This is a genomic window from Microcoleus sp. MON1_C5 (assembly GCF_036701875.1).
In the GTDB taxonomy this organism is placed as follows: Bacteria; Cyanobacteriota; Cyanobacteriia; order Cyanobacteriales; family Microcoleaceae; genus Microcoleus.
In genome coordinates this window covers 53,168-67,026 of the sequence record NZ_JAUBRN010000040.1, presented here as the reverse complement: position 1 = coordinate 67,026, position 13,859 = coordinate 53,168, and the positions used below count along the sequence as shown (strand labels likewise).

Here is a 13,859-nt window from a genome sequence, read left to right as displayed (position 1 = left end):
GATCAGTTTGATTGTTTACGAGATGCGATCGAGGATGTGTTACGCATTGCGTCCTAACCGCCTTGGCGGTTGCTATAACTTAAGAAGCTTGGCAACACCGGTTTGGGTGTACCCAATTTTTGTCATAAAGGCTATAGCGCGACCTTACCCTAGCAGCGCCACAGCTTAACCACTGTCGCTAAAATAGCAAAACCCGCCTGGGCGGGTTTTGTTGTTAAGCTATAAAATTCCTCAAACAAGTTTCATTTAGCCACCTCAGCAGGCTGAGGTTTAGCGCTTGCCTTTGGGGAACTGTTCGATACCAGCCCAACCGTAGAAAACCAGCTCGTCGTTCTGAACTCGGCAGCGGTCTACTCGCAGTTGAGTGCCTTCTAAGGCAAATTTGTCTAAGTCTAGCAAGTTATTTACGTGGGCAATTATAGCTTGACCCAAGTCTATTGCTTGCCCGTCACCGCCGTAAGTAACGCTGACAAATTGGATTTTGCGTCGGTCTTCTACTTGCAATTGAGCTGTAATATCTATTTTGACGGGTTCGCTGGCATCGCCTACGGTAATTTCGGACTGAAGCCGAATGGATTTGTCGGCTCCGAAGCTGACTTCAGTGTTTTGAAAGTGCAGAGATTGCTCTTGATACTTCAGCTTCTGGAGTTTTTCAACTACAAAAGGTGTATTGAATGAGGTGGTTAAATCCGATCGACTTAAGACTACTCGCATATTTGCCTGGGTAGGCTGTCGCAATTTCACTTGACCTGCAAAAATCGCCCCAAAATCAATGGAGAGTGCTTGCAGGTAGAGTTCCATCACTTCTATGCGGAGGCCGTTGTACATCAACATACCTTTGCCAACAAAGTCGAAACCGTCGATGCTTCCCTGCAAGAGTTTGGCTACTGGTTCGACTCGGATGTTGGCTTCGGCCTTTTCAGAACGCTTGAATAAGGCTGCGATCGCAGCTCCTGCTACTTTACTAACAAGGCGATCGCCACTTTGACCTTGAAAGGATGTACCGCTAAACAAAGCTGCTACCATTTATTCGTTTGCTCGTCTACAGTCGCCATTATAACCCCATATTAAGAAATGTAAAAATCGCTTGTGCTTATTCACCTCATAAGCAGATCTTGTTTTTTGTCTGTCTTCAAAACAACATTGTTGAAATTTAACGGCTCAGGGGGGTGCCTTGGAGACAGGCGCGATCGAGCAACGCTCCATCCCAAACGGTTTGTTCGATCGTGGCGCAAAGCAAATTAGCCCCGGTCAGGTTAGCGCCGCGCAGTACGGCTCCATTCAGGATCGCTTCTTCCAAGTCAGCTCCTGACAAATCAGCGCCGGACAAATTGGCATTGCTCAAATCGGCGGAGTGCAAAATTGCCCGACCCAAAGCAGCGCCTCGCAAATCGGCGCCCCGCAAATCGACACCGCTCAAATCCAAATTGCCGAGGGATGCCCCCGTCAAAAAAGCACCCCCAAAACTTGCGTCGCGGACTAAAGCGTTAGCGAAGGAAGCTCCCCGCAAATCGGCATTGCGAAAATCTGCGCCTCGCAAGTCAGCACCGCTCAAGTCAGCGCCGCGGAGGTTGGCTCGCAATACGGCCCGCTGCAAGTTAGCGCCGGCGAGATTAGCTCCACTCAAGTTGGCTTGAGACAAGTTAGCACCGGCGAGATCGGCTCCCGCTAAGTCTTTGCCGGCTAAATCAGTGCCGGCCAACATCAAAATTTTGCCTTTTCGTATGGCTTCGAGGTCATTAGTCATTAGTTTTTAGTCATCAGTCATTGGTCATTAGTCATTAGCGCACAGACAGGCTCCTGCTAAAACTCACAGTGGTAGGGTGCGCTTAGCAAGCACAGGCTGATTTTTTGTAGTGTTGGAAAAGATTTTGTGCTGAGTTTTAAATGCCCAATACTTCGGCTAGGCACTTCGGCAGCGCTCAGCACAAGCTCTGTACAAGTTCCCAATTACCAATTACCGATCGCCCTTTACCAATCCAGTTATTTTATAATGCCGGAGCGGTCGCGGTCGTTCGATCGCCCAAATCCTCCAACCACACGTTAGGCAGTTGGCTCGGGCGAGTTGGTAACTGCATCAAACCCATTTCTGCCAGCCTGACGACGTTGCTGAGAGTTTCCACCAAAGCCGGATCGAAGCGAGTGCCAGACAGTTCGCGGCACTGTTCCAAAGCTTCGCTCAAACTCAAAGCCGGACGATCGCCACGCGGTTGAGTCAATTCTTGAAAATCAGCGACCAACCCCAAAATCCGCGAAGCAACGGGTATGGTTTCGGCTCGCAAACCCTCTGGCCTGCCGCTGCCGTCCCAATATTCGAGTTGGTGCTTGACAATTTCCGCCACAGGTGATAGTTCCGGCATTGCTTGCAGCAGTTGGGAACCAATGAAACTGCGATCGCGCCAAAATGAGAAAGTTGCTTGGTCAAAAGCATCGGGAGTGCGATCGAACACCTCATTCGGGGCAGAAACTAAGCCGACTCGAAATAGCAATCCAGCCAGCCGCAGCCTCCGCAACTGCAAAGCCGGCAAATCCAGCAGTTGACCCAAAGTTTCCGACAAAGCCGCCACCTGCAAAGACGCTGTAGGATTTGAGGTATCGCGTTCGTCCACGCGCTGGGCCATCCGCAGAAAAGCTTGAAGTTTGTTAGCGTTCAAATTGCGGCTGACGCGCAAAGCTTGACCTTCCAATTCCCACAACTCGCGGGTTTGGCGGTTAATTGCTACCATTTGCTGCTGAGAACTTTGCAGGTAAGTGACTATCCGCGATACCACGCCACTAATGTCTGCCAAGGGCGGGCCAATGGTAGCCAGGATTTCGTGGTACATTTCCAGCAAACTCTCGGCCAGGGGAGAGTTGTAATGTCGCGTCTGTTCTATAAAAATTTCTGCAGCAGCCGACACCAAAGACTGGTCAAACGACCACAAACCGTAGAACTTTCTTTCTGTATCTACTTCAGGCTTGCCCTCGGGCAAGTATTCCTGGGCTGAAAGTTCGCGGCAAAGCACCATTGCTTTGTATGTCGGGGCGACGATGATTAAATTCCATTCTTCAATTATGGGGTCGTTCTCATCGAGATTTATTAAAGATACATTTTCTAATTGCCCGGTTTTGTGAGTAGCGAAACCGCTGTCGGCTACTGCACCTATGACAACGTGCCGAGAGGCATTAGCAATATCTAGGTAGCGATCGGCTTCCTGTAAATACCATTTACCCTGCTGAAACGTTACCAAAACTAAGGGTTGGAGTTCGCTCTTGTCCCCGCCACTGGTTTGCAAAATGTGGTCTTCTAGGGCGTGACATAGGGCTACTAGGGTGTTTTTGAAGTATACCCCGTAGCTAGAAGGCAGTTTTCCGTCGGGAAGTGTAGCTTGTAGTCTAGCGAGAGTTGATTCTGAATTCATTGCAAAAAGCGGTGCCGGCTCTTACTTATTGTAGCGGGCGATTGAACTTCTAGAAAAGACTTTGGGCAAAAGTCCCAGTTTTTGAGTTTTCACCGCTTCGCAACCGAGTCAATGTAGAGTGCGCCGAAGAGTGCCGGATTAATTTTAGCAATTTTCTAGAAACCCTCTGTCTTTGGCTGAGTTTTTTTCAGACGAGAAACCGGCCGAGAGGAAGACGGTAAATGACTTAGGTATTAACTACTATTTTTAAAACAATATTATTAGGAATTCTGAGCGTGCTTCAACAAAATAGAAGTTTAGGGGAACAGGCGATCGACAAAGTGGCCGAGATGGCTATTGCCAGCAAATTAGACGAATCCGAAACTTTGTCTGTCACAGTTAACACCGATCCGATCCAGCTAGCCCAGGGAGAAGTAGAGGCCGTTGCCGTTGAGGGCAAAGGATTGGTAATGCAACAAGATTTGCGCGTGGAAGAATTGCAAATTCACGTCAAGGATATTGCAGTCAATCCCCTCACCGCTATGTTTGGCAAAATTGAACTGAACGGGCCTGCCTTCGGTGGGGCGCGCGCCGTTTTAACAGAAAGCGATATCAACCGCGCTTTTAATTCCGAATACATCAGCAGGAAACTGAAAAACTTAAAAGTTACTGTTGACGGACAACTGCAGACAATAGACGTTAAAACTATTGAGTGCCAATTGCTAACCGGAAAAATCGCTTTAAATGCTGAGGTATTGGTGCGGGAAACTGCCTCCACAGAAAAAATTCAATTTACATCCAAACCTGAGATCGCAGCGGGCGGTTGGGCAATTTCTCTTCAGGATGTCGAGTATCCCGAAAACAAGGAATTTTCGCCGGAGTTAACTCAAGCTTTGGCCGAGAAAGCTGGTGAAGTTTTAAACTTGCGAAATTTTGAACTTGAGGGAATGTCCCTGCGGGTCCAACAGCTAAATGTGGAAGCTGGTGTGCTGACTTTGGAAGCTGAAGCGAAAGTCGAAAAATTCCCAGATTAGCAGTAGCGTTCTGAGGTTAGTAGCTGGTAGGGTGCGTCAGTGGATTTGAGATGTTAGATGTTATTAGATTTACTCCACAGATGAATCTGGGTGTTTGAACAAGAGTCTAAAATTTGTATAACTCCACGGCAGGAGTCGTTCGCAAGTATCCGTTTTTGGGCGTGGTCAAAAACAGAAAAGCTTTTGTGAGCAATTATTGGAACGCACGCACCCGAAGACTACGCTTTGAAACTACCTCCCCCTTTTCTTCTCCGTCGGGTACGCGAGTTTCTCAACCGAACTTTCTCTAGAAACCCGGTTTTTTTACCGGGTTTCTAGATATCGGCGTGTTAGTCATACCAAAAATAATCTCTCGAAGGCAATCGCACTTTTTAAATCCCTCTAAAGTTATAAAAAAATAGATAGCAATCCGTGGCAAAATATTACCGCCGTTAGAGGCAGGCGTGGGTAGTTTATTTTTACTCTTGACAAGTAGTAGTAAAAAATCGGAAAACTTTTGTGAACACAGTAACTGCTTTTTTTAAAAGACTGCGTATCGGTCAATTTTTGACTGTTTTGATGGCAGGTGTGCTGCTGTTTACCAGCACCGCTTGCAATTCGGGCGATGTTCGAGGTGCTCGGCCTGAGAATCCTCCCGTTCAAATGGGAGGAATGAATAACCCCCACAAGGGCGGTGGAGATGGATACACGAATTATCAAATGTCTACCGACCCTAAAGTCAATCAATCGCCTGCTAAAGCAGAAAACAATCGGGCTGATTTGTCGATCTTGGGCGATCGTCTCCTGGCCGCGACTACCGGGGAATCTAATTCCTCAAAGCTGCTTTATCCGGGTTCTGCACCGATGGAAACTGACAAGTTCGACCTCGAACTCGGCGGAGATAAAACTCTGTTAGACACGCCAGACGGACAGCCGGCTAAGGCTCAACCCGTATTCGACCGCAGCGATCCCGATGCCAAACTTTTAGAGAGAGTAGGCGCCGCCTTTCAGGATGCTTCTGCTTTCGTGAAAGATAGCGCTGAAGATGCTAAGGAAAGCTCAGTTACGAAACTCAATCCGCTGCAAAAATAAGCCAGTCGGAGCAAAGATGATGTAGGGGCTGTCTGAAATTAGCCCCTACATAAATAATATAATTTCTTGAAACTAGATAAATGCTTTTAGACCTGCTATCTGCTCAGCAGGATTTACGCTTTTTCTGCATTTTTAATAAAATCTACCTCAATATGTTTTACATTTTATGAGATTTAGGCTGCGAATTCTGGAGAGTAGGTCTGGTAAATTTCAATCAGGTTGAATAAATCTAAAACATTTTGATTAACATGAACTATTTGGTCGTAAATAAAAATTACGGGGATTTTGATTGCGTGAGCCACTCCTGCCACCAACTGTCCTAAATTCGACATTTGTTCGGGTTGAATTAGCTGAAGAGGCCACGGAAAGTTCCGTTACCAAACTTAAATTTTTGGGTTCTTGTGCATAGCAAGGAAAAATCTTTAACACTTTTAGGTGTCAAGAAGCCTTGTAATGCTCGATAAAATACCAGATAGCTCCCACCTGATTGGAGAGCATTTTATAATAAAATGATAGAGTTTTTATTACAATAGCGAGATTTCCCTGGCATCAGGGTGTTATTGAATCTTGGTATATCAGAAGTTTTGCCCCTATCTCTCCCGCCAGATTGGTATCGCTGGCGAGGGAAAAATTTTTCATAGGCGGCCTAAAAAGTTGTATAGTACAGGGCATATTGTCTGTAAACTGCTGAGAGCAAATCCCACAAATCTGCTGGGTACAATAAAACAGGGATGTCTACACCTTCATATAAAGCCTGTTTAGGCTTTGTTTGGGCTTAAAACGCAGTTTTTGTCCCGCTAAGTCAGTGATAATATTACACTGCGGGTTTTGAAGGAATAGGTAGAAACTCCTAATAACGCCCCGCAACAACTGGAAGCGATGCTGAAAGGGTAAATTATTCTTAGTTAACCGCTATTCCCGTGAAATCTTTGAAAAATACTTCTCGTAAATTGCGTCTCCGTACAGCCCTCGTCGTTCCCTTCGTTTTGCAAATTGTAGCGGCTGTTGGGTTAGTAGGTTATCTCTCCTTTAGAAGCGGACAAAGAGCAATCAATGATCTGGCAAACCAACTGCAAAAGGAAGTCAACAATCGAGTTAATCACCACCTTGAGACTTACCTGAAAATGCCTCAGCGAGTTAATCAAATTAATTATGATCTCATTCAGATAGGCTTATTGGATGTCAATAATTTTTCTGCCTCAAGGCAGTATTTTTGGAGACTCCTTCAACAGTTTGAAACCATCAGTTACATTGGGTTTGGTAATGAGCAGGAAAAATTTATCGGTGTTGAACGACTAGAGGGTGGCAAATTTTCTGTAGAAGTTAAGGATAAAAGTACGGGTGTCAATAAGCTAGTTTATCTGCTTGACAAACAGGGAAATCTAATTGATAAGCAGATCGGTGCTTCAAAAAACTACCTCCCCACCCGCCGCCCCTGGTACCGAGCGGCTAAGGAAGCCAATAAACCGACTTGGGGTAAAATCTATCAGTTTTCTTCCAACTCAGCAGTACGGTTAGGAATTCCGGCTGTCCAGCCCTATCGTGATAAAGCAGGCAATTTTGTAGGTGTTCTAGAAACTGATTTGGTTATTTCTCAGATCAGTAACTTTTTGAATCAAATCAAAATTAGTCCTTCGGGAGGAGTGTTTATCATGGATCGTGAAGGACTGCTGGTTGCGAGTTCAACGAACTCCCCTATCTACACAGTCAAGAATGGTAAAGCCGAAAGATTAGCAGCATCAACCAGCAGCGATCCTTTGATCCGGGCAAGTACACAGTATTTGTCAGAGCATTTTGGCGATCTCAACCAGATTACAAAGCTCCAACAACTAGACTTTAAGATTAAGGGGGAACGCCAATTTGTTTTGGTTGAACCTTGGCAAGATGAGTTTGGTCTGAATTGGGTGATAGTGACTACGGTTCGAGAATCGGACTTTATGTCACAAATCAATGCTAATACTCGTACTACAATCCTGCTCTGTTTAGCGACTCTGATTTTGACAATTGCGATCGGTATCCTGACGGCTCGCTCGATTACCCGTCCCGTTCTCCGAATTACTAAAGCTGCTGAACAAATTGCTGCTGGTAACCTCGATAAGCGAGTAGGCACCACTGACTTTATTGAAATTGAGGAAATTGATACGCTGGAACGTTCCTTCGACAGCATGGCAGGGCAACTGAAGGAATCGTTTGAAACACTCGAAGATAAAGTTAAAGAACGCACGGCAGAACTAGCAACTGCCAACGGCGAAATCCTTGCCCTCAACGAGAGACTAAAGGAAGACAATCTTCGCATGGGTGCTGAATTGGATATCGTGCGTCAAATGCAGCAAATGATTCTGCCCAATGCTGAGGAACTGAAAATTGAAGGACTCGATATTGCCGCATACATGGAGGCTGCCGATGAAGTCGGCGGCGACTACTATGATGTTTTAAACACCGATGGCGTTGTCACTCTGGGCATCGGCGATGTCACCGGACATGGACTCGAAAGCGGTATCTTGATGCTGATGGCGCAAACGGCAGTCCGTACCCTCAAGGAAATCCGCGAAACTGATCCGGTGCGGTTTTTAGATGCGCTCAACCGCACCCTGTATAAAAACGTGCAGCGCATGAAATCTGAGAAAAGTCTCACCCTAGCGATTTTAAATTATTCCCAAGGACGGGTCAGCATTAGCGGTCAGCATGAAGAAACAATCATTGTGCGCCAAGGAGGACAGGTTGAGCGTATCGACACGATGGATTTAGGTTTTCCGATTGCTCTTGACGATGACATTGCTGAGTTCATCAGTCATATTTCAATGGAGCTACACCCAGGAGATGGTATAGTGCTATATACCGATGGCATTACCGAAGCAAAAGACATTAACAAAAAACAGTATGGCGTTGAGCCGATGTGTGAAGTCATTAGCCAAAACTGGCATTTATCGGCTGGGGAAATCAAGCAAGCCGTGATTGACGATGTACGGCGTCATATAGGCCGTCAAAAAGTGTTTGATGATATTACGCTGTTGGTTTTGAAGCGGACGGAATTAGGCGTAGAAAAAAAGTCACAGCCTCAAGCAGCCGCATTGGTTTAGAGCGATCGCCCATACGTCGAAAAAACAAACTTATCAGAGAATTGGGTCTAAAACCCCGTCCTTCTAGGACGGCTTTAATTCTAAAGTTTTAATGACTCACTAAACATCCTATGCTAAATCGTATAGTATAAGGTAGGAGGTAAAACCCTGCTAGTCTTTGAGTTTAAAGCCTACGGAAAATCAAACCAGTTCAAAGCAGTAGATGAAGCAATTCGTACCGCCAAGTTTGTCCGCAATAGCTGTTTGCGCTATTGGATGGATAACAAAAAAGTGGATAAATACGATTTGAACAAATATTGCGCTGTACTGGCTCGCGATTTTTCGTTTGCCGACGAACTCAACTCAATGGCTCGACAAGCTAGCGCCGAACGGGCGTGGTCTGCTATCTCCAGATTTTACGATAACTGCAAAAAGGGTGTTCCTGGCAAAAAAGGGTATCCGCAGTTTCAAAAAGATTGCCGATCCGTTGAGTATAAATCAACTGGATGGAAACTTGCCGACGATCGGAAATCAATCAACTTTACAGACAAAAAAGGGATTGGACGGTTAAAACTAAAAGGTACACGCGACTTGCACTTCTACCAAATCAACCAAATAAAACGGGTGAGATTGGTAAAACGTGCTGATGGCGTGTACGTCCAATTCTGCGTGGATGTCGATAGAAAGGAAAATACAGAACCTTCTGGTACGGCGATCGGATTAGACGTGGGATTAAAGGAATATTACACCGACTCGAACGGAACTACGGTTGAAAACCCGAGGTTTCTAAAAAAAGGTGAAAAAGTCCTCAAACGTTCAGGGCGTCGCGTATCAAGAAAAGTAAGAGGTTTAAAAAACAGGCTCAAAGCTAGGCAGATTCTAGGCAAGCGCCATCTCAAAATAAGTAGACAGCGTAAAGACCATGCAATAAAACTTGCAAGGTGCGTAATCTCATCCAACGATGTAGTCGTTTACGAAGATTTGAGAATCAAAAACATGGTGAAGAATCACTGTCTGGCTAAGTCCATTAACGACGCATCTTGGTATCAATTCCGTGTTTGGCTTGAATACTTTGGTAAAGTATTTGACAAGATTACGGTTGCGGTGAATTCCCAATACACCAGCCAAGAATGCTCTAGCTGCGGGGTAACAGTCAAAAAAACACTATCCACAAGGACTCACGCCTGTAAGTGTGGCTGCGTTTTGGATAGAGATTTTAATGCAGCTAGAAATATCCTCAGTCGAGGATTGGGTACGGTAGGGCATACCGGAACCTTTGGTCTTGAGCCAAGCAACGCTTTAGGAGAATCAATCTCTACTGTGGTTGGAGAAGTCCTGCCTCAGCAAATTGGCTCGTAGATTAAAGAATCCCCGTGCGTAAACGCCGGGGAGTGTCAAGACATTAAACGGGAAAATAATCGTCGGGGCGATCGCCTTAGCAGCCAAATTTACGAATAGGTGGTGAGATGTCTCAAAGGCCACTTCCCAAAAGAGCCTGAATCTCCTGAGAACTCTAAAGCTATAGTCAAGGTCTAAATTTCTATGATTAAATCTATCTAATGATCTCTTCCATCAAGGTCAATAAAGGGATCTAGCGCGGGATGAGCGATCGCTGTATTGAAATTAGTGCTTTCGGTCTATTAAAACTGTTCACTCAAAGCTTTTATATATAGCAGCGTAAGGCGCGCCGAGGCGCACCCTACCGGATAGATATGCAAGGGTAATTTCTATTCCTCTCAAAGCTTTTTTTGATCTCAAACAGCTTTGTTCTATTTTTTCTTTGAATCAGAAACCTCAGCAATCAAATCATCTTTATCAACTTTGGGTACAAAATCAGGGCGTTCTTTGGCTTCCCAACCGGGGGGACGCTTGGAGTTATACCAGGCAACAGAGCCGATCGTAGCTGCCGCAATAAAGCCAGCAACAAGAACTAATATTGGAGTGCTCATGCTGACACTTGATTCCGGCACTGGCTGCTGCATCAGCAGCTCAATCATTACTCGCCGGATGGGTGCAACAACTGCTATGGGAGTGGTCAAGCTGATACCTATCATTAGGCTAAATCCTTATCTACTCTACTTTTACATTATCTTAAGTGCTAAGGACGTTTGGTTGATATATCGGAAGACAGAAAAATTGACAGAATTGCCGTCATAATGTTTAGAGCTTGAAAATAGGAGAGCTGATTTTATGCCGTTGCCGACAATAGCATTGCTGTTGACTGCTAGTTTCAGCCTAGGTGCTTTACCGCTAACGGAATGGGCAGTGCGAGTGTTTGGCCGCCGAGATTTGAGGGCGCTGGGCACGGGGAATGTGGGGGTGTCTGCAGCTTTCATTCACGGGGGGAAATTAGCGGGAATTGCTGCGGTGTTGGTAGAAATTGCCCGGGGTATTGTGCCAGTTTTGGCGGGGCGATTTTGCTTCCCGGATGCACCTGCGATCGCGATCGCCCTGTTAATTCCTCTAGTTACGGGCAGATATGCGATCGCCCGAGGTGGAGGCGTGACCAACGCTGTTTGGGGTCTTTTGGTATTTTCGCCGCCGGTGGCTGTATCATCGGGCATTTGGGGGCTGCTGGCGTGGGGTTTGGCACAGCGGTGGTGGGGTGAGGGCGATCGGGCGAGACTCTTTGCTTCCCGTTGCGGGTGTCTGTGCACCCCAATCTGGGTTTGGGTGTGGCGACAATCAATGCCCGAATTTTTAGCAGCAACAGGATTAGCTTTGTTGCTAGCAGCAATTAATTTCAGTCAGGGTGATGATATGGCTTTATCTAAATCAGAACAATTGTTTTCTCTAGATGACTCGTTAGATGCTGCAATCTGCGGCGATAAAGCTGCTAAATTGTCTCAACTGAAACGCGCAGGTTTTAACGTACCTACGGGTTTTATATGGGCATCGAAGGAAGAAGGAAGAGGGAAGAAGGAAGAAGGAAGAGGGGATGAGGAAAATGGCGATCGACTGTTAATCAGTAATTCTGTAATCCAAAATCTAAAATCCAAAATCCAAAATCGAATGATTGTGCGTTCTTCAGCAGCGGGAGAAGATGGCGATACGAGTTCTGCCGCCGGACAATATCAAACTATTGGCCCTGTTTTGACTGAAGCAGAATTGCTCGATGCAATTAATCGCTGTCGCCAGTCTTATTGGACTTCCGAAGCTGTGGCTTACCGCCGCCAGCGACAACTCCCCGATACCCAAATGGCTGTATTGATTCAGCCTTACATTGACAGCCAAATTGCGGGAGTCATGTTCAGCCGCAATCCTTTAGATGGCGGTTCCCAGATTATTATTGAAGCTTTGCCGGGAGGTGCTGAATCTGTTGTCGGCGGACAAGTTACTCCGGTTCATTTAGAAATAGATTTTAGTACACCTGAATCATTAGAAAAAAGTTTAAGTGAATTTGAAAATAATTCTATTATTGATAAATCGATTATAGCAAAGTTGGTGAAACAAGCGCAAGCAATCGAAGCTTTTTTTCACGGCATCCCGCAGGATATTGAGTGGAGTTGGGACGGGGAAAAAGTTTGGATTTTGCAAAGCAGGCCGATTACAAATTTACAGCCGTTTTGGACGCGCACTATTGCAGCAGAAGTGATTCCCGGTGCAATTCGCCCGCTAACTTGGTCGATTAATCGGCCGCTGACTTGCGGGGTTTGGGGAGAGATTTTTCAGGTGGTTTTGGGCGATCGCGCGATCGGCTTAAACTTTAATGAAACGGCAACTTTGCTGGGTTCTCACGCCTATTTTAATGCGACTTTGTTGGGCGAAATTTTTCGGATGATGGGATTGCCAGAGCAGGGTTTGGAATTTTTGCTGAGAGGGCAAAAAATGGGCAAGCCACCTTTGGGGAAGATTTTGCCTAATTTGCCTGGTTTGTGGCGTCTGGTGCAGCGGGAGAGGGCGCTGAATGCAGAATTTAAAGGCGATCGCACTTCTATTTTCCTCCCCGCACTGCAAAGTCTGGAGAAGGAAGAAGGAAGAGGGAAGAAGGAAGAAGGAAGAGGTTCGAGCGAAGAAGAAATATTAATGCCCAATGCCCAATGCCCAATGCCCGAGTATAAATATTTGTCGGAATTGTTGGAGAAAGCCGAGCAAATTCAGGAGTGGCTGAAACCGATTACTTACTACAATATATTAGGGCCGATCGGGCTGGCTATTCGCAAGGCAATTTTTCGCGTTAATGATGACTGGCTGGCTAATGACAGCGCTCCTGAAATTGCTTCGGTGCGAACTTTACAGCAGTTGGCTCAAAAATTGCGCCAAGCTGCTGTTTCGCAGTCTGACGAAACTGTTTCAGTCGCACATTTAGTACAGACATTTTCTGAAACTCCGGCTTTACAAGCAGACTTTGAAAAGTGGCTTGATATTTACGGATATTTGAGCGAAGTGGGAACGGATATCGCTGTTCCTACTTGGCGAGAACAACCGGAAGTTTACCAAAAACTGCTAATAAGTATGGCTCAAAAAGCCCAAATTAATTTAGTCGAAAAGCGGAAATTAGGCTTGAGTTTTGGGCAGAAGTGGCGACTAGATAAATGTCAGGAAAGAGCGCTCGTCAAAAACGAAATTAGCGAAATTTACGCGCGGTTGTTGGCTCATCTACGCTGGACTTTTTTGGAGATAGAAGCTTGCGGATGGGCAATGCAGGTGTTTCAGGAAAGCGGGGATATTTTTTATCTGGAATTTGGGGAAATTCAGCAATGGATTCGCAGCGGGGCGAGTGTTTCGTTTAAGGATACAATTACGGCAAGGCGCGATCGCCTCTTAGCCGATCGCGATCGCCCGATTCCCCCTGTAGTCTACGGCAATTTGCTGCCAAATTCTCAGAAAAGGTCGATCGAACTTGCCACATCCGCAACTAATATCATGCAAGGAATTCCAGCAAGTATTGGTCGTGTCGAAGGCTTTGTCAAGATTTGCCGCACCGCGAGCACAGATTTAGGAGAAAATGCGATCGCAGTAGTTCCTTACACCGATGCAGGTTGGGCACCGCTGCTATTAGGAGCAACAGCAATTATCGCCGAAGTTGGCGGCCAACTATCTCACGGAGCAATAATCGCTCGCGAGTACAAAATTCCCGCAGTCATGAATATTTCTGAAGCGACCACTCGCTTGCGAGACGGTCAAAAAGTCCGAGTAGACGGGTATCTCGGCACTGTAGAACTGCTGGAATAATTAGCAACAGGCAAGATGCCTGTTCCACAAAGAGTTGATTTCTTGTAAAACAGGCATCTTGCGGAACGGGCAAGATGCCCATTCCACAAGAAAATTGAGTTTTGTGGAACGGGCATCTTGCCCGTTCTTGAAAATGGTGA

The 13,859-nt window shown here is 46.0% G+C and carries 10 protein-coding genes; 5 read left to right on the top strand and 5 right to left on the bottom strand.

The window, feature by feature from the left end; genetic code table 11:
- Window positions 1–270 precede the first annotated feature (270 nt).
- The 3 genes from QUA71_RS19240 to QUA71_RS19230 form a co-directional block, all read right to left on the bottom strand.
- The gene (locus QUA71_RS19240; protein ID WP_006635225.1) at window positions 271–1,026 is read right to left on the bottom strand and encodes an LmeA family phospholipid-binding protein; all 756 of its coding nucleotides are present in this window, start codon (window positions 1,024–1,026) and stop codon (window positions 271–273) included.
- A 127-nt stretch (window positions 1,027–1,153) separates the two neighbouring features.
- Window positions 1,154–1,747, bottom strand: a complete 594-nt coding sequence (locus QUA71_RS19235; RefSeq protein ID WP_333287391.1) for a pentapeptide repeat-containing protein — start codon at window positions 1,745–1,747, stop codon at window positions 1,154–1,156.
- A 241-nt stretch (window positions 1,748–1,988) separates the two neighbouring features.
- Entirely contained in the window at window positions 1,989–3,401 is a 1,413-nt protein-coding gene (locus QUA71_RS19230) for an HD domain-containing phosphohydrolase (protein WP_333287389.1), read from the bottom strand.
- A gap of 275 nt (window positions 3,402–3,676) precedes the next feature.
- Here QUA71_RS19230 and QUA71_RS19225 point away from each other — a divergent pair, with 275 nt between their 5' ends.
- Entirely contained in the window at window positions 3,677–4,414 is a 738-nt protein-coding gene (locus QUA71_RS19225) for a DUF2993 domain-containing protein (protein WP_333287387.1), read from the top strand.
- Window positions 4,415–4,912: 498 nt separating this feature from the next.
- On the top strand, window positions 4,913–5,485 hold the full coding sequence (locus QUA71_RS19220; protein ID WP_333287385.1) for a DUF6658 family protein: 573 nt from the start codon (window positions 4,913–4,915) through the stop codon (window positions 5,483–5,485).
- Window positions 5,486–5,658: 173 nt separating this feature from the next.
- Here the strand turns inward: QUA71_RS19220 and QUA71_RS19215 are convergent, their stop codons facing one another.
- The gene (locus tag QUA71_RS19215) at window positions 5,659–5,817 is read right to left on the bottom strand and encodes a hypothetical protein (protein WP_333287383.1); all 159 of its coding nucleotides are present in this window, start codon (window positions 5,815–5,817) and stop codon (window positions 5,659–5,661) included.
- A 588-nt stretch (window positions 5,818–6,405) separates the two neighbouring features.
- Between QUA71_RS19215 and QUA71_RS19210 the strand changes: the two genes are divergently transcribed.
- Complete coding sequence (locus tag QUA71_RS19210; RefSeq protein ID WP_333287381.1) at window positions 6,406–8,565, top strand: SpoIIE family protein phosphatase; 2,160 nt, start codon at window positions 6,406–6,408, stop codon at window positions 8,563–8,565.
- Window positions 8,566–8,712: 147 nt separating this feature from the next.
- Complete coding sequence (locus tag QUA71_RS19205) at window positions 8,713–9,903, top strand: transposase (protein WP_333287394.1); 1,191 nt, start codon at window positions 8,713–8,715, stop codon at window positions 9,901–9,903.
- A 410-nt stretch (window positions 9,904–10,313) separates the two neighbouring features.
- Here QUA71_RS19205 and psb35 read toward each other — a convergent pair whose 3' ends face one another.
- A complete protein-coding gene (psb35, locus tag QUA71_RS19200; protein ID WP_199292739.1) occupies window positions 10,314–10,526 on the bottom strand; it encodes a photosystem II assembly protein Psb35 in 213 nt (70 codons plus the stop codon).
- Window positions 10,527–10,734: 208 nt separating this feature from the next.
- Between psb35 and QUA71_RS19195 the strand changes: the two genes are divergently transcribed.
- Window positions 10,735–13,719: a glycerol-3-phosphate acyltransferase gene (locus tag QUA71_RS19195; protein WP_333287379.1), complete on the top strand. Its 2,985-nt coding sequence runs from the start codon at window positions 10,735–10,737 to the stop codon at window positions 13,717–13,719.
- Window positions 13,720–13,859: the final 140 nt, after the last annotated feature.